This window comes from Ornithinimicrobium kibberense, assembly GCF_006519705.1.
GTDB classification, from domain to species: Bacteria; Actinomycetota; Actinomycetes; order Actinomycetales; family Dermatophilaceae; genus Ornithinicoccus; species Ornithinicoccus kibberensis.
The window spans coordinates 13,339-29,483 of the sequence record NZ_VFXM01000016.1 but is presented as its reverse complement, the minus strand read 5'-3'; the positions used below and the strand labels follow the sequence as shown (position 1 = coordinate 29,483).

Sequence of the window (16,145 nt, the reverse complement as noted above, 5' to 3'; positions counted from 1 at the left end):
GGACGGCCCGGGCCCCACCCCTGGAGGTATGCCGGTCTACCGGGCGGAGCCGCCGCCCTTGCCCCGGCCCTTCCCGCCGGGCTTGTCGCTGTTGTCCGAGCTCTTGGCGCGCGACTGCAGCACGAAGACGCCTTCGTCGCTGCTGGTCACGACGACCTTGCCGTCACCGAAGTAGGGGTAGGTGCCCCACGAGCCGAAGAACTCGGTCCGGTCGTCGGCGGGGAAGACGTCGAAGAAGCCGCGCATCGTCACCCGGCCCTGCTCCTGCTTCCACGTGTCGTAGATCCACAGGCCCGACGTGTAGTTGGCCTGGTAGAGCAGGAAGTCGTCGACGAACATGTTGTGGTCGATCGAGGTGTTGCCGTCGGTGTGGGTGCCGATGACCCTGGCGTCGTCCAGGTCGCGCAGGTCCCAGATGTAGGTCGTGCGCTCGCTGGCCACGCCACTGAGCTCGTCGAGCTCGTCGCCGAGGAAGAAGTAGCTGTGGTCGGCGCTCAGCCAGCCCTGGTGGGTGTAGATGTCGCCCACCTCCAGCGACTCGTCCAGGTAGTGGAAGCGGTCGAGGACCACCGGGTCGGCCGGATCCGTGGCGTCGTAGATCGTCACCGTGTCCTCGTTGGAGCCGATGCAGATCTCCCGCCCGGTGTAGTCGGCGTCCGGGCCGGCATAGTCCACGCACTGGATGTCGTGGGAGTAGCCGTCCTCGGTGAGGCAGCCGAGGAACTGCGGGTCGTTCGGGTCGGTCGCCACGTCGTAGACGATGGCCCCGCCGTTGCCGTTCAGCACCGGGAAGTCGGGGTTCGGTGTGCCGCACTGCTCGACGTCGTAGACCGAGCCCACGACGTACATCCGCCCGCTGTCCTCGTTGAGGGAGATGTTGTGCGAGTTGGTGACGTCGTCGATGTGGTGGGTCAGCTCCACGTCGATCGGCGCCGTGGCACCGCGGAACTGGGTGAGGTCGACGACCTGGATGCCGAAGCCGTCGAGCTCGCCGGTGGCCGGCACGTAGGTGTCGAGGTCGATCGCCTCGCTGCCGATGTAGGCCGTGTCCTCGTAGACGCGCACGTCGCCCCAGATGTTGCCCGTGTCACCGGGGACCTGCGACTCCAGCGTCCCCAGGTAGACCGGGTTGCTGCCGTCGGTGACGTCGATGAACGCGGTGCCCTCGAACGTGCCGACGATCGCGAGCTGCAGACCCGTCTCGTCGTCCTCCCAGCCCCACAGGTCGTTGACGAACGTCGACTCCATGTCGGTCAGCGGGGTGAACGATGCCAGGTCGACCTTGTGGCAGGGGAAGATGCCGGCCATCCCGTCCTCGCACCGGACGTCGGACATAGCCTCCATCGGGACGCCGCCGGGGCTGACGGCGTCGACGACGCCGTCGTAGGTGCGTCCCTTCAACGGTGCGGCGCCGGGGTTCTGCAGGTCGTGGGCCGGGTGTGCCGAGACGGGCAGATGCATGCTCGTGACGAGCGCAGCTGCGGCTACGCCTCCGAGCACGGCTCGTGAATGCTTTCTCATGGTTTTCCTCCGAGTGGACCGCCGGCTCGGCGGTGAGCCGACCCCTCCAGGGTGCCGCAGGATGTGACCTGGCGCACACCGGGGCATGCGGCCCGCGGCCGGCCGTCCGTCGGGTGGCCGATCCGGCTCAGGACTCCGGCGGTGGACGGCGTGACGCCGTCCACCGCCGGAGTGAGGTCGGGTTCAGTGCGTGGGCGCATGCGCCAGGTGCACCCGGACGAGCAGGTCGTGCCACCGCGAACGGGGCGCGAACGTCGGCATCGTGGCGGCCGGGGCCCGGCGGCGGGAGGCCTCGCGGTGGCGAAGGTCGGCCTGGGTCAGCCGCTCACGCTCCCTGGCCATGCTCTGGGCGGCCATGAGGTCGATGTGCTGGTACATGATGTCTCCTCGGGGGTGGTGCAGGGTGTGGGTACGCGGTGTGCCGGCGTCACAGGACGTGGCGGGTGAGGCGGTCGGACGGCTCTGTCAGGGACCGCCCCGGGACGGGGTCGTCGACCTGGCCCTGGTCGCTCCCTGCGGGCCAGGACTTGATGAGGTCGGCGGGAGGCACCTCCTGGACGTTGCTGGGGTGCGGGGTGGCGGCCGGTTCGGCAGCGGGTGGCCGTTCGACGGTGTCCGCCTGCTGGACCGGGGTCTCGACCGCGGTCTCCCCGCATGCGCCGAGCGTGAGCGCGGCTGCCAGCAGGGTCGCCGCGAGGAGCGGCGCGGGGCGTCGGTTGGTGTTCATCAGGCCGGTTCCTTCCGGTGGTGGCGGGACCCGTGCGGTCCCGATGGCTCCACCGTCGGCACCGGCGGTATCGAGACGGCTCCGACCCGGTATCACCCGGGTAACAACCCCGTTGACGTGGCGTCAACGGCGGGAGGACGATCACTCATGGACATTCGGGTGCTCGGGGGAGTGCGGCTCGGTGACGCGCCGTCGATAGGTCCCCGCGACCGCGTGGTCCTGGGGGCGCTCGTGGTCCGGCGCGGCGAGGTGGTCACCGCGGAGGCACTGGCCGACGCCCTGTGGTCCGAGAGACCGCCGTCGTCCTGGGCCAAGGTCGTGCAGGGGTGCATCGTCCGGCTCCGACGCGCGCTGGGGCCGTCGGCGATCGAGACCCAGGGACGCGGCTACCGGCTACGGGTCCCCGACGAGGCGGTCGACGCGGCTCGCTTCGAACGGCTCACGGGGCGGGCACGGGACCTCATCGCACTGGGCGAGCCCGACCGGGCGGCCTACACCGTCGACGAGGCGCTGCAGCTGTGGACGGGGGACCCATGGCCCGAGCTGGAGGCCTGGGAGCCGGCCAGGGTCGAGGCGGACCGGCTCCGGGAGATTAGGCTCTCCGCCGAGGAGCTGCGTCTGGACTCGGCGCTGCAGTCCGGCCGCGCCGAGGAGGTCCTCGCGGAGGTGCGGGCCCGCGTCGCGCAGGCTCCACTGCGGGAGCACCGGTGGGCGTCGTGGGCGCTGGCCCTGTACCAGGCTGGGCGCCAGGGTGAGGCCCTGGAGGTGCTGCGCCGGGCCCGTCTGGTCCTCTCGGACGAGCTGGGGGTCGACCCCGGGCCCGAGCTGGTGTCGATGGAGCAGGCGATCCTGCGTCAGGACGACTCGCTGCGCGCCTCGGTACGCCTCGGGGGGCCCTCGACCTGCCCCTACCAGGGTCTGGTGCCCTACGACGTGGCCGACGCCGAGCTGTTCTTCGGTCGTGGTCGTCAGATCCAGGAGGGGCTGGACAAGGTGGCGGCCACCGGGATACTGGCCGTCGTCGGGCCGAGCGGGTCGGGCAAGTCGTCCCTCGTGCGGGCCGGCGTCGCCGCCGCGTTGTGCCAGCTGGGCCAGGCCGTGGTCGTCATCACCCCCGGAAGGCACCCGCTCCACGCTCTGGAGGCCGTCGCAGCGCGCACCGGAGAACCGGTCCTGGTCGTGGACCAGTGCGAGGAGGTCGTCACCCTGTGCGAGGACGAGGCCGAGCGGACGGCCTTCCTGCAGGCTGTGGCAGACCGTGCCGACCACACCCCGGTCGTGCTGGCCCTCCGGGCCGACAAGCTGGGCGAGTTCACCCCCTACCCGGCGTTCGTCCGGCTGCTGGAACGCGGCTTCTATCTGCTGGCCGCCATGGAGTCGGACGGGCTCCGCGAGGCGATCGAGTCCCCGGCCCGGCAGGCGGGCCTGCGGTTGGAGCCTGGGCTGGTCGACCTTCTCGTGCGGGAGGTCGAGGGCGAGCCTGGGTCCCTGCCGCTCCTGTCGCACGCGCTCCGGCAGACCTGGTCCCGGCGGGAGGGCTCGACGCTGACGGTGGACGGTTATCAGGCGACCGGGGGGATCAGGGGAGCGGTGGCCCAGACCGCCGACGCCGTCTACGCCCAGCTGCCCGCGGGGGACCACCATGTGCTGCGGGACCTGCTGCTCCGGCTGGTGACGCCCACGGCCGAGGGCGAACCGGTCCGGTCCAGGGTGCCCCTCCGGTCGGTCGCGACCGACGAGGCGCACGAGCGGATGATCGAGACCCTCGTCCGAGCCCGCCTGGTGACCAGCGACGACGGCGTGGTCGAGATCGCCCACGAGTCCCTGGCCCGGGCGTGGCCACGCCTGCGCGAGTGGCTCGTCGACGACGTCGAGGGGCAACGGATCTGGCGTCACCTGACGACGTCGGCGGAGGCGTGGGACGCCATGGGCCGGCCCCCGTCCGAGCTGTACCGCGGGGTGCGGCTGGCGCGGGTGCTGGAGTGGCACGAGCGGGCCGGGGCCGACCTGAACGACGCCGAGCGGGACTTCCTGGAGGCCAGCGAGGCGGCATACCTCTCGGAGCTGGCGAAGGAGCAGGAGGAGGCGGCACGGCAGGCACGGGCCAACCGGCGGCTGCGGGCGCTCGTGGCCGGGGTGGCCTCGTTGGCCCTCGTGGCCGTCGTCGTCGGCGCTGTCGCCTTCCGTCAGGCGGGCCGGGCGGACGCCCAGGCGGCCGAGGCCCGGGCCCAGGCGGGGCAGGCTCGGGCCCACGAGCTGTCCGCGTCGGCGGTCGGCGCCATCGGCCAGTCTCCCGGACTGGCCAAGCTCCTGGCGGTCTCCGCCGCCACGACCGCACCGATGACCGTGGAGACCAGCAGGGTGCTGCACCAGGTCTGGGCCGCCGACGACACCGTCGCCCGGCACACACACCCCGTCGAGGTGGACGGCGGAGTGTCCCTGCATCCTGACGGAACCCTGCTGGCGATGTCCGGGGTGTGGTTCGACCAGGGGGCCCGCAGCATGCAGGTGATCGACCCCCTGACCGGGGAGGAGGTCTGGTCCTACGCGCTCCCCAGCGGCCCCGGCCACGACGCGGCGTACGTCATGGTGCCCAACTTCTCGCCCGACGGGCAGCTGCTCGCCGGAGGGATCGTCTGGGAGCCGCACCAGGGGGGTCGTCCAGGGTGGGACAGGGAGCAAGGCCAGGAGGCGCCGGAGGACCTCCTCGGGGGATACCTCTGGGACGCCACGACCGGCGAGGTCGTCGAGCGGGTCGACCTCGGACCCTGCGGGGGCGTCGTCATGCAGGTGACCGAGGCCACCCTGCTGGCCCGGGCACGCACGGACGGAGCCGACAACGGGTGCGCCCACTTCTACGAGGAGGAGGACGGTGGAGCGGACGTCATCCTCATCGACCGGGAGACCGGGGAGCGGACCACCCTGCCCGCGGGCCCGGCCCCCTGGGGTGTGATCGCGACCTTGAGCGCAGACGGTCGCACGGTCGCCTACGCCGAGGCCGAGCAGTCCGCGGTCGTCGTCATGGACCTGACGACGGGCGAGGAGCTCATGCGCACGGAGACGCGCACCCCCGAGCTGTGGGCCCTGGCCGAGGACGCGTCGTTCGTCGTGGTGTCGATCGAGCCGATGGAGGTCTGGGACGTGGGGAGCGGCGAGCTCGTCGCCACCTACAACGGTCACGGCGCGGTCGTCAACCACGCCTCGCTGGTGCCCGGAACGGAGACGGTCGTGAGCAGCGGGAACGACGGGTCGCTGCACCAGTGGGAGGCACGCACCGGGAGGGAGGTCGAGGTGTACCCGGGTGCGGGCAACAAGTCGGCGACGGCGTCGGCGAACGGGCTGATCGCGGTCGTGCGCGAGGACGGGGGAGTGCAGGTGCTCGACACCACCTTGCGGGGCGAGCTCGCCGCGATGCCTACCTGTCCCGCCTTCGTCTTCTCCGACTCCCTCCACGCATCGGCCGAGAACGACCTGATGACGCTCGGACTGGCCTGTGACGACGCGAAGGACGCCACCACCCTGGCCTACCGCCCCAGCACGGGGGAGGAGGTCTTCTCCTTGCCCGGGCACCAGGGACAGGTGACCTCCATCTCCCCCGACGGGACCAGGTGGTTCCGACAGGACGGGACCGGCGTGGCCCGTCCTGGTCGGCCTCCGGCGACGGTCGACCGGACGGTCCTGCGGGACAGCCGGTCAGGGGACGTGGTGACCGTGCTCGAGGGGACCTGTGCCTATGCCGTGAACACGGATCACTCCGCGTGCGCGGAGTTCCCCGAGACGCCCTTCGACCTGTGGGCCTGGGAGGTCGCGTGGTCCCCTGACGGAAAGCTCCTGGCGGCGACCCTCCAGTCTGAGGGGTTCGCCCCGGCCTCAGGGGTGGCGGTGTGGGACGCCGCCACCGGCAGCCTGGTCCACGCCGGGCCGGTGCTGCAGGAGCACGACTTCGACGACGTGGCCCGCGACCTGCTCTTCACCCCCGACGGGACGGGTCTGGTGGTGTCCCTCGAGGACGGCCAGGTGATGCGCCTCGACACCGCGACCTGGACGGTGCAGGCCGCCGCCCGCCTGTCGGCCGACCGTGCCGGTGTGCTCGGCTTCTCCGCCCAGGGGGACCTGATCGCCATGGGCAAGTACCGAGCGCAGGACGTGGGCGCGACCCTCGAGTGGTTGGACCCGAGCACGCTCGAGATCAAGCGCACCGTGCGCGACCTGCACGACGGGTCGGTGCGGGCCGGATCGATCGACCCCGGGGGGACCCGGCTGGCGACGGCCAGCTGGGACGGCACGGTCCGGGTGTGGGACCTTGGGACCGGTGCCCTGGTGCACGAGGTGGGCTTCGAGGAGTCGCAGCCGCAGGCGATGGCCTGGGTGGGGGAGCACGAGGTCGCCGTGGCCTTCGCGACGGGCGACGTCGTCGTGGTCACCGTCGACCCGGAGGAGCTGCTGCAGCTGGTGCGGTCGTCGCTGAACCGTGGCTACACCCAGACGGAGTGTGAGACCTACGGCTTCGGCGAGGCATGCCCGGTGCTGGCGCAGATGCGTGGGCCGCGGCCTGGCGACGACGACCCGTCCGGGCTGGCGGGGACCTACCGCCTCTCGTGGAAGACGCAGGAGCTGCAGGAGGCGTTCGTGGACGCCATGGGGCAGACGCTCGCCGTCGAGCAGGACGAGGTCGCGGCGGGGGAGGTGCTGGCGCGGGCCGAGGAGATGGCCGGCGACTACACGCTGACCCTCGACGGGCCGCGCTACGAGCTCCGGCGGGACGACCAGGAGGAGCCCGACTGCGTCGGCAGCGTCGAGGTCGACGACGGGGTCCTGCGGCTGGGCGCCGAGCGCGGCGCCCGGTGCACCGCATACACCCTCCTCGTGGCCCCGTTCCGGCTCGAGGAGGACCGGCTGCACCTGGACGCCGAGGGCTTCGTCGGTCCCTGGTGGCGGCGGCTCACGTGGACCACGCGCCCGCTGGAGCGGGCGGAGGGCTGACCTGGACCCCGGGGCCCGTTCGCAGGCGCGCCCCCGTCAGCGCCGCGGCAGGACCGTCAGCACCCGCTCGATGTGCTCGCGGAACTCCCGCATGAACTCGGTGAGGATCTTCTCCAGCTCCGGGTCCTTGACCTGGCCGCCCTCGCCGTAGGCCTCCGGGTTGAACTGGATGTAGGCCTCGGGGGCGGTCATCTGCCGGGCGTTGCAGAAGCTGAGGATCCCGCGCAGCCCCTGCTGGGCCACCGCGGTGCCGATGCCGCCGGGAGAGGCCCCGATGACCGCCACCGGCACGTGGTCGAAGGAGTTCTCGCCGTAGGGGCGCGACGCCCAGTCGATCGCGTTCATGAGGGCGCCGGGGATCGAGCGGTTGTACTCCGGGGTGACGAACAGGACCGCGTCCGAGGCCGCGATGGCCTCCTTCATCGCCACGGCCTCGTCCGGGTAGTTCGCGTCGAGATCCCGGTTGTAGAGCGGCAGGTCGTCGATCCGGATCTCGGTGAAGTGCAGGTCCTTGGGCGCGACCTTGATGAGCGCCTCGGACAGGGTGCGGTTGATCGACTCCGACGACAGGCTGCCGATGAAGTAGCCCACGTTGTACGTCACGATGACCTCCTGGTGCTGGGGTGCGCGCCGGTCCGGGGGCGCACCCCCAGCCTTGCAGAGGACGGCGCGTGGCGCTCAGAGGCGCCGGCGCCCGCCCCCGCCGAGGACCCGGCCGAGCATCCCGCCGAGCCCCGAGCGGCCTGTGGTCCGGCCCCGTCCGACGCCGGCCGCACGCCCACCCCGGCGTGTCCCACCGGTCGCCCGGCCGAGCAGTCCCGAGATGATTCCCATGTCGCTTCTCCTTAGGTCGACTGCGCTGACGTCCGTCCAGCGAACACCTGCGCCGCGGACCTCGCCAGCGGAACCGTCCGGCGCCGCCCGGGAGGGAGGGGGTCAGACGGGCCGGCAGTCGTTCCCGCACCCCGCGTCGTGGGTATGCGGCGTGCCCGGGTCCGCGTGGTCCGCGGGCCGGTGCAGCACGGCCGTGGCGGGCTCGAGCACGAAGCCGTCGTCGGTCGTCCTGGCGGTGCCGTCCACGATGAGGGAGTAGCCCCTGGGCTTCGGAGGCGGGAAGAGCAGGGTCGCCGTCGGGTTGTCGGCCAGGTTGCGGGCACTTCCGTTGCTGCCCACGGGGATCCGGACCCGTCCCTCGACGACCTCAGCCGTCACGGTGACCGCCTTGACCGCCCCGCCGGAGGTGGTCAGCAGGTAGCCGTACGGATACTCACCCAGGGTCGTGGCCAGCTGGTCGAGGTCGACGACGATGCTCATGGGCCCACTGTGCCAGTCAGGTCCTCACCCCAACAGGGTTCCGTCCGACCGTTCTGCCTTGCGCGATCCTCGGGTGTCAGCGACGGTGAAGGAACCGTCCCGTTCGGTCCGTCGGCCCGGTGAAGGAGAACGACATGACTGGTCGCGTTGGTGCGGTCGTCTTCGACGTCCTCGAGACTCTGCTCGACCTCGATCCGATCGGCGAAAGGCTGGAGGAGGTGGGGCAGCCGGCTGCGGTGCTGGGCCCGTTCTTCATGCGGTTCCAGCGCGATGCGATGGCGCTGACGTTGGCGGGCGAGTTCGCCGACTTCACCGCGACCGCACGCCAGGCCCTGCGCACGGAGACCCGGCAGACCATGTCCGAGGACGCGATCGACCACGTCCTGCGCGGCTTCGCGGAGGCCCCGGCCTTCCCCGACGCGGCACCCGCCCTGCGCCGGCTGTCCGAGGCGGGCGTGCCCGTCGGATGCCTGACCGTCGGCGACCCCGACAACACGCGCGCGTTCCTGGCCGGCGCGGGCCTGGACCGCTACGTCGACCAGGTGGTGACCTGCGACGTGGTCGGGGTCTGGAAGCCTGCACCGCAGGTGTACCGCTTCGCCGCCGAGGCGCTCGACTGCGAGCTGGCACGGATGGCGCTCGTCGCGGTGCACGCCTGGGACTGCCACGGCGCCAAGAAGGCGGGCGCACTGGCCGGGTGGTGCTCCCGGCTGGAGGGGGAGCCCGGTGAGAGGTGTTCCTCCCGGCCGACGTCCGTGGTGACGACCTCCTCGAGGTCGTCGACGGGCTGCTGGCCCTGGCACCATCGAGCGCATGACACGACCTGGGGAGCCGGTGACCGGTGGCTGCGTCTTCTGCGACATCGTCGCCGGGCAGGAGGAGACCAGCCTGGTGCACGAGGACGACACCGTGGTCGCCTTCATGGACCTGCACCCGGTCACGCCGGGCCACGTGCTCGTCGTCCCGCGGGCGCACGCCGTCGGCCTGGAGGACCTTGACGAGGACACCGGCGCCCAGGTCTGGTCGGTCGGCCACCGGCTGGCCCGCGCCCTCCGCCGCTCCGGTCTGCCGTGCGAGGGCATCAACCTCTTCGTCTGCGACGGTGAGGCGGCGTGGCAGACAGTCTTCCACTTCCATCTGCACGTCATCCCCCGCTCTGCGGGCGACGGATGGGAGGTCAGTCCCGAGTCGGACGTCGAACGCGGACGCTCCCACCTCGACGCCGAGGCGCAGGCCATTCGGCGGGCCTTCCGCTGACCGGCGGGCCTCGTCACCCGGCAGTCTGCTTCGATGGACCGGTGGAGCTCGATGCGGCCCGCGTGGCCCGGATCTACGGCAGCCCGCTGCATCTCCCGGACCCGTCGGAGATGCTGGGCCTGGCCCAGGACGCACGGGAGGAGGCCTGGCCGCTGAACGGACTGCGTCACCGTCCCGAGGGGGGAGCCTGCGGGTGGTTCGTCTGGGCCGGTGAGGAGCTGTCCGCCGACCCCGACTTCTTCCGCCCGGTCCACGTGGGGCACCTCGCGACACGGTGCCCCTCCGTGCTGCCTTACCTGGGCCTGGCCCCGGGGTGGCGCTTCCTCATCGCCCCCGGCTACGAGGACGTGTGGTGCGACCCCTCGCTCCTCAGCCCGGTGGTTCGCCGGTGGTGACCGACCGTCCCGACTGGTGGCGCTGCCAGGTGCCGGCGGACCGTCCGCCGCCCTGGGTCGGACGGGAGGGAGCGGTCACCGGGTCCGTCGGGAAGGTGGACGCGCCCGACATACCCCTGCGGGACGGGCTGCGCCCGCTGCACTTCTTCCGGGCGGCCGTGACGGACGTCCAGGTGTGGCTCAACGCCGTGCACCTTACGGTGCAGTGGTCCTCCTTCGACGGCTGCCACTTCCGGCAGCGGGTGCGACCGGTCCTGGGCACGGACGGGTTCGCGGCGCAGGGGTCGTTCGGCAACGACCCCGCCCTCTACCGGGGGTGCACCTTCGAGCGTGTCCGCTTCAGGGCCATGGGCGGGTTCTCCCTGGGGCACGCCCGCTTCGAGGGCTGCACGTTCGTGAACTGCCGGTGGGAGGGGCACGTCGCCGACGCGGCGGACCTCCTCGACAATACCTTCGTCGGGCGGATGAACGGCTGCGTCTGGGTCGGCCGGTCCCGGTCCGACCGCTACCCCGGCGGGCGTCGCAACCTCATCCGGGGGAACGACTTCACCGCGACCGAGCTCACCGACAACGTCGCCTGGCGCCTGGACTTCCCGCTCGCGGACCAGCACTGGCCGAAGGGATTCACGCCCCTGGTCGACGACCACCCGGACCTAGGCTGAGCACGTGGACCCGCTCGACGAGCTGCGCGCGATGATCGACACCCATGGGTGGGCCGTGCGCAACGTGGTCGACCCGGAGCCGGCGCTCTGCCTGTCCTACACGGTCGGTCTGACCCGGCACGGCCATCCCGAGGTCGTTCTGACCGGACTGCCCCCGGACGTCGCGACCGCGTTCCTCAACCTCGTCGGGGAGATCGTCGTGCGGGAGGGCGGCCGCTTCGTCGCCGGTGAGCCCACCACCGAGCTCGCCGACGGACCGGCCCTGCCCGTGCTCGCCGTGACCGACCTCTCCGGGCTCACCGCCGCCCGGTCGCTCTACGGACCTGTCGAGGCGCTGCAGGTCGTGTGGACGGACTCGGCGGGCCACCTCCCCTGGGAGCCGGGGTATGCCAACCCGCCGGGCTCGCAGCCGATCCTGGGTCGTCCGTGACCGGCGCGACCGGCGTGACGAGGCAGCCGCGGCGTCCGGGTCGCGGGTAGGGTCCCTGCGTGGATCCGACCATGGCCCAGGCGCTCGGGCGCATCGAGGCCGCGCACGCCCGGCTGGGGCGAGACACCCTGCTCCGTGCGCTGCGCCCAGGACTGGGCGCCCCCGATCTCGACCGCAGCCTGACGGACGCCGGGCTGCCCGACGACGCGTTCGTGCGTTCGCTCTTCCGGTGGCACGACGGTGTCGACACGGACGGAGCCGTGCTGGGGGACCTGTGGCTCTTCCCCGGCTTCTACCCGCTCTCCCTGGAGGACGCGCTCCTGCACGCCGAGGCGTTCCGGTCCCACCCCCGCTGGGGCGCGGGCTGGCTCCCCGTCTTCGCCGACGGGGGCGGGGACTTCTACGTGGTCGACCGCGGGGACGGACGCGAGGGGGCGGTGCGCCGTTTCCGGATGGACGAGTGGGACCAGCCGGTGGAGTTCGCCAACCTGGCGGACATGGTCCGGACCGTCGCCACCGCGTTCGACGACGGCATCTACCACGTCGACGACGAGGGGTGGCTCGAGGTGGACGACGCCGCCTTCGCCGGGCTCGCGCGGCGGCTCAACCCCGGGGTGCGGCACTGGGCCGAGCCGTAGCGCGGTCGGGCCGCGGTCGGTCGGGGACCCCGCCGGACGCCCGGCGGTAACGTGTCCTGATGAGCGGCCTCCTGCACCTGAGCCGCGAGCAGGTCCTCGGCCACCGGCGGCGGGTCGGTGCCCTCGACGAGCGGCTGGGGCCGGGACGCGGGTCGTTGCGCCGGGCCGCGTGGGCCGGTCTGACGGACAGCGTGCCGCGGGCCGCGCTGCTGTCCATCCACGCCCGGGTGCGCGAGACCTCCCCGACGACGTGGGCCGACGAGTCCCTGGTGCAGGTGTGGGGTCCCCGGTTCAGCACCTACGTGGTGCCGGAGCAGGACCGCGCCGTCTTCACCCTCGGCAGGCACCCGGTGGACCCGGCACGCCGCCGGTTCGCCGAGGACCTCGCCGACCGGCTCGAGGAGGTGCTCGCCGGTCGGCGCCTGCCCTACCGGGACGCCGGCCGTGCCCTGGGCATGCACCCGAGCCAGCTGAGGTATGCCGCGACGACGGGCCGCGTCCTCGTCCGGTGGGAGGGGGCGGGGCCCCCGCACGTGTGGACGGTCCCCAGGCCGGGGACGGACCCCGCGGAGGCCCGTCTGGAGCTGGCGCGGCGCTACCTGCGCGTGCTCGCCCCGGGCACGCCCGAGGGGTTCGAGAGGTGGGCGGGGCTGAGGCGGGGGCAGGGCACACCGGTCTTCGACGCCCTGGGCGACCTCGTCCCGGTGGAGTCCCCGTCGGGCCGGGCCTGGGTCCTGGCGGAGGACGAGGAGGGCCTGCGGGAGCCTCGGGCGGAGCCCTCCTCCGTCCGTCTGCTCCCCAGCGGGGACGCCTACCTCCTGCTGTGGGGGGTCGACCGGGAGCTGCTGGTGCCGGACCCGGACCGCCGCGCGGCGCTGTGGACGTCACGGGTCTGGCCCGGGGCGGTGCTGGTGGACGGCGAGGTCGTCGGCACCTGGAGACGGTCAGCCCACCGGGTCGCCGTGACGTCGTGGACACCGCTGCCGGCTGGCCACCGCCGGGCCGTCGAGGCGGAGGCCGCCGCCCTGCCCCTGCCGGACCTGGAGCGCGAGATCACGGTGACCTGGTAGGCAGGGCGGGATGACCGACTACGACGGGTTCGCGAGGGCATACTCCGCCGCCAACGAGGACAACCTGCTGAACGCCTGGTACGAACGGCCGGCGATGGTCGAGCTCGCCGGGGACGTCCGGGGTCGGCGCGTCCTGGACGCCGGGTGCGGGTCGGGCCCGTTGACCGCGGCGCTGCGGGACAAGGGCGCCGACGCGAGCGGGTTCGACCTGAGCCCCGCCATGATCGCCCTGGCCCGTGAGCGGCTGGGTGACGGGGTCGACCTGAGGGTCGCGGACCTGGCCGCTCGGCTGCCCTACGACGACCCCGCGTTCGACGTCGCCGTCTGCTCGCTGGCCCTGCACTACCTGCAGGACTGGGCCGGCCCCCTGGGGGAGCTGCGCCGCGTGCTGCGACCCGGTGGTCGCCTCGTCGTCTCGGTGCCCCACCCGGCGGCCTACCTGTTCAACTACCCCGGCAGCGACTACTTCGCGCTCACCCGCTACTCGGAGGAGTTCACCTTCGGGGACCAGAGCGCAGTGCTGACCTACTGGCACCGCCCGCTGCACGCCATGACCGACGCCTTCACGCAGGCGGGCTTCCGGATCTGCGCGGTGAGCGAACCGCCGTGGTCGCCGGACACGCCCGCCGAGCTCCTGCCCGCCAACGCGAGCGAGCGGACCGCCTTCGTGTGCTTCCTGTTCTTCGTCCTCCAGGCGCCCTGAGCCCCGGGGTCCCGGTTGCCCCATCCCCCCGGTTCCGGGAGCCAGGATCCGGGGTGGGGGCTAGTGTCGGTGCGCATGGACGAGGCCAGCGAACCGGTGCCCTTCGAGGTGTATCAGGCGGGGGTGTACCTGCACGGCACGAAGGCGGACCTGGCCGTAGGGGACGTCCTCACGCCGGGGCGGGAGTCGAACTTCGAGGCCGGCCGCGTCATGAACTTCGTCTACTTCACCGAGACCCTGGACGCGGCGACCTGGGGTGCCGAGCTGTCCAGCGGCGCGGGTCGGGGCCGCATCTACGTCGTCGAGCCGACGGGCGAGTTCGAGGACGACCCCAACGTCACCGACAAGAGGTTCCCGGGCAACCCGACCAGGTCCTTCCGGTCGGCCGAGCCCCTGCGGGTGGTGGGGGAGCTGGTCGGCTGGACAGGGCACCCGCCCGAGAAGGTGCAGGCCATGCGGGACGGGCTGGCGGCCTTGCAGCAGGAGGGTAGGGCGCCGATCGAGGACTGAGGACGTCCTCCGTCTCAGACCCGGCGCGTCTCCTCCCGCAGCCGGGGCTCCACCCGCAGCTCCGGACGGAAGCCGGCCTTGTCGGCGTAGAAGGCGCGGATGCGGTCCATGTCGGCGGCGACGTCCCCGGTCATCTCCAGGGTGGGACCCAGGCCCGTCGTCATCGTCGTGCGGTCGACGTAGCCCAGCGTCACCGGCATCCCGCTCTCCCGGGCGATGCGGTAGAAGCCGGACTTCCAGTGGGTGTGCCCTCCACGGGTCCCGTCCGGAGTGACCACGAGCCCGAAGACCTCCCCTGAGCGGACACGCCCGAGCACCTCGTCCACGACACCGCCGGCGTTCGCGCGGTCCACGGGGATGCCGCCGAGGGCACGCATCACCGGGCCCCGCCACCCGGTGAACAGGCTGTGCTTGCCCAGCCACCGGGTGTCGATGTCCAGCCGCCAGGTGATCGCCAGCATGAGCACGAAGTCCCAGTTGGACGTGTGGGGTGCACCCACGAGCACCGTGGGCCGGTCCGGCGCGGGGGCGGTGGACAGTGTCCAGCGGCTGAACGACCAGAAGGCGCGAGCCACGAGGCGTCGGAGCATGGGCCTACGGTAGTGGGCGGCCCGACGCGGCCGGGACCCGTTCCCGGTGCCCCGGCGGTAGCGTCCGTCCCATGATCCGCATCGGAGCGATCGTCATGAGCACGGCCGACACGGAGCGCGCCGGCTCCTTCTGGAGCCAGGCGCTGGGGTACGACCGAGCCGCCAACCCGGACTTCCTGGTCCCGCGCGGGAGCGGCGCCTGCCGGCTCCACCTCGACGGCCAGGACCGCACGCACCTGGACCTGTGGACGGACAGCGAGGCGGAGCAGCGCCTCGAGGTCGAGCGCCTCGTCTCGCTGGGCGCGTCCCGGGTCGACTGGGACTACCCCGAGGACGCCGACTTCGTCGTCCTGGCCGACCCGACGGGCACCCTGTTCTGCGTCGTCGACACCGGCCGGTAGCCGCTCGGCACAGACACCGCCGTCGCGGTGACGCCCGGCCGCCACCTCCCGCCGGGCCGCCGAGCGCACAGAATGGGCGCATGAGCCTCGACGACCAGACCCCCTCCACCGACCTGCGCTCGACGCTGACGGCAGCCGCCACCGGATCCGGCGAGGGGCTGCGCCATGGCCTGTGGGTCAGCTTCCTCGACCCCTACGGTCTCGAGGTGGCCCTCGGCTCCGGCGTCGACTGGCTCGGGCTGGACCTGCAGCACGGCAACCTCGAGCCCTCCGACGTGCCCGGGCTGCTGCGCGTGGCCGAGCGCGCCGGCCTGCCGGTCCTGGCCCGCACGCCCGACCACGCCCCGGCGACGATCGGCTGCCTCCTCGACGCCGGGGTCGACGGCCTCATCGTCCCCATGGTCGAGTCGGCCGACCAGGCCCGCGCCCTCGTCTCGGCCGGCCGGACCCCTCCGCGCGGCACCCGCAGCACCGGGGGCTGCCGGCAGGCCCTCGGGGTGGCCGACGCCCCCGCCGAGCAGCTCCTGCTCCCCATGGTGGAGACCGCCGCGGGCCTGCGGAACGCCGCCGACATCCTCGCCGTCGACGGGGTCGACGGCGTCTTCGTCGGCCCCTACGACCTGTCCATCTCCTCGGGCTTCCCCGCCCCCGACTCGCCGCAGACCCTCGACGCGGTGCGGCACGTCCTCGGGCTGGCCCGGGGTGCGGGGAAGGTCGCCGGCTTCATGGCCGGTGCGCCGGGCCTGGTGGACCTCGCCCCGGAGGCCGACCTGGTCGCCCTCGACACCGACGTCGCGGCGCTGCGGCTGGGGCTCTCCCTCATCGTCCGCTGACCCTCCGGCGCGCGGTCCGGGAGACGGGCCCGCGCGGCCGAACCCTCGTTATCCGCCGCCCTCCGGCGTTCGGAGGATAGATTTCCTGTTTTTCATCTGTATGTACTAGCG

17 protein-coding genes and 1 pseudogene are annotated in these 16,145 nt (G+C 72.7%); 12 read left to right on the top strand and 6 right to left on the bottom strand.

Going from position 1 to position 16,145, the window contains the following annotated elements:
• Positions 1–36: 36 nt before the first annotated feature.
• The 3 genes from FJR00_RS13505 to FJR00_RS15820 form a co-directional block, all read right to left on the bottom strand.
• On the bottom strand, positions 37–1,461 hold the full coding sequence (locus FJR00_RS13505) for a choice-of-anchor B family protein (protein WP_181409631.1): 1,425 nt from the start codon (positions 1,459–1,461) through the stop codon (positions 37–39).
• A 243-nt stretch (positions 1,462–1,704) separates the two neighbouring features.
• Positions 1,705–1,899, bottom strand: a complete 195-nt coding sequence (locus tag FJR00_RS13500; RefSeq protein WP_141339178.1) for a hypothetical protein — start codon at positions 1,897–1,899, stop codon at positions 1,705–1,707.
• Positions 1,900–1,948: 49 nt separating this feature from the next.
• Positions 1,949–2,248: a hypothetical protein gene (locus tag FJR00_RS15820; protein WP_181409630.1), complete on the bottom strand. Its 300-nt coding sequence runs from the start codon at positions 2,246–2,248 to the stop codon at positions 1,949–1,951.
• A gap of 147 nt (positions 2,249–2,395) precedes the next feature.
• On the opposite strand from FJR00_RS15820, the gene FJR00_RS13495 reads away from it, so the two are divergent.
• Positions 2,396–7,231, top strand: a complete 4,836-nt coding sequence (locus FJR00_RS13495) for an nSTAND1 domain-containing NTPase (protein ID WP_238330493.1) — start codon at positions 2,396–2,398, stop codon at positions 7,229–7,231.
• 36 nt (positions 7,232–7,267) lie between these two features.
• Here the strand turns inward: FJR00_RS13495 and FJR00_RS13490 are convergent, their stop codons facing one another.
• Together FJR00_RS13490 and FJR00_RS13485 are read right to left on the bottom strand one after the other, a co-directional pair.
• Positions 7,268–7,837, bottom strand: coding sequence for an NADPH-dependent FMN reductase (locus FJR00_RS13490; RefSeq protein ID WP_141339176.1), 570 nt, complete (start codon positions 7,835–7,837; stop codon positions 7,268–7,270).
• Positions 7,838–8,167: 330 nt separating this feature from the next.
• Entirely contained in the window at positions 8,168–8,545 is a 378-nt protein-coding gene (locus tag FJR00_RS13485) for a pyridoxamine 5'-phosphate oxidase family protein (RefSeq protein WP_141339175.1), read from the bottom strand.
• Between the two features lie 134 nt (positions 8,546–8,679).
• Between FJR00_RS13485 and FJR00_RS16670 the strand changes: the two are divergent.
• From FJR00_RS16670 to arr, 9 genes and pseudogenes are all read left to right on the top strand, one after another.
• Positions 8,680–9,204: pseudogene (locus FJR00_RS16670) on the top strand (HAD family hydrolase); the annotation flags it as partial.
• A gap of 154 nt (positions 9,205–9,358) precedes the next feature.
• Positions 9,359–9,802, top strand: a complete 444-nt coding sequence (locus tag FJR00_RS13475) for an HIT family protein (RefSeq protein ID WP_141339174.1) — start codon at positions 9,359–9,361, stop codon at positions 9,800–9,802.
• Between the two features lie 41 nt (positions 9,803–9,843).
• On the top strand, positions 9,844–10,197 hold the full coding sequence (locus FJR00_RS13470) for an immunity protein Imm33 domain-containing protein (protein ID WP_141339173.1): 354 nt from the start codon (positions 9,844–9,846) through the stop codon (positions 10,195–10,197).
• Positions 10,194–10,859, top strand: a complete 666-nt coding sequence (locus tag FJR00_RS13465) for a hypothetical protein (RefSeq protein WP_141339172.1) — start codon at positions 10,194–10,196, stop codon at positions 10,857–10,859. Before FJR00_RS13470 ends, FJR00_RS13465 begins: the two co-directional genes overlap by 4 nt.
• Positions 10,860–10,863: 4 nt before the next feature.
• A complete protein-coding gene (locus tag FJR00_RS13460) occupies positions 10,864–11,289 on the top strand; it encodes a DUF4262 domain-containing protein (protein WP_141339171.1) in 426 nt (141 codons plus the stop codon).
• A 59-nt stretch (positions 11,290–11,348) separates the two neighbouring features.
• Complete coding sequence (locus FJR00_RS13455) at positions 11,349–11,927, top strand: SMI1/KNR4 family protein (protein ID WP_141339170.1); 579 nt, start codon at positions 11,349–11,351, stop codon at positions 11,925–11,927.
• A gap of 59 nt (positions 11,928–11,986) precedes the next feature.
• Complete coding sequence (locus FJR00_RS13450; RefSeq protein ID WP_141339169.1) at positions 11,987–12,997, top strand: DNA glycosylase AlkZ-like family protein; 1,011 nt, start codon at positions 11,987–11,989, stop codon at positions 12,995–12,997.
• A 10-nt stretch (positions 12,998–13,007) separates the two neighbouring features.
• Entirely contained in the window at positions 13,008–13,700 is a 693-nt protein-coding gene (locus FJR00_RS13445) for a class I SAM-dependent methyltransferase (protein ID WP_141339168.1), read from the top strand.
• Positions 13,701–13,775: 75 nt separating this feature from the next.
• On the top strand, positions 13,776–14,210 hold the full coding sequence (gene arr, locus FJR00_RS13440; RefSeq protein WP_141339167.1) for an NAD(+)--rifampin ADP-ribosyltransferase: 435 nt from the start codon (positions 13,776–13,778) through the stop codon (positions 14,208–14,210).
• A gap of 14 nt (positions 14,211–14,224) precedes the next feature.
• Here the strand turns inward: arr and FJR00_RS13435 are convergent, their stop codons facing one another.
• The gene (locus FJR00_RS13435; protein WP_141339166.1) at positions 14,225–14,800 is read right to left on the bottom strand and encodes a 1-acyl-sn-glycerol-3-phosphate acyltransferase; all 576 of its coding nucleotides are present in this window, start codon (positions 14,798–14,800) and stop codon (positions 14,225–14,227) included.
• A 71-nt stretch (positions 14,801–14,871) separates the two neighbouring features.
• On the opposite strand from FJR00_RS13435, the gene FJR00_RS13430 reads away from it, so the two are divergent.
• Positions 14,872–15,201 carry a VOC family protein gene (locus tag FJR00_RS13430; protein WP_141339165.1) on the top strand — a complete coding sequence of 110 codons (330 nt, stop codon included), beginning with the start codon at positions 14,872–14,874 and terminating at the stop codon, positions 15,199–15,201.
• Between the two features lie 80 nt (positions 15,202–15,281).
• Positions 15,282–16,034, top strand: a complete 753-nt coding sequence (locus FJR00_RS13425; RefSeq protein ID WP_141339164.1) for an HpcH/HpaI aldolase family protein — start codon at positions 15,282–15,284, stop codon at positions 16,032–16,034.
• The last annotated feature ends 111 nt before the right edge of the window (positions 16,035–16,145 follow it).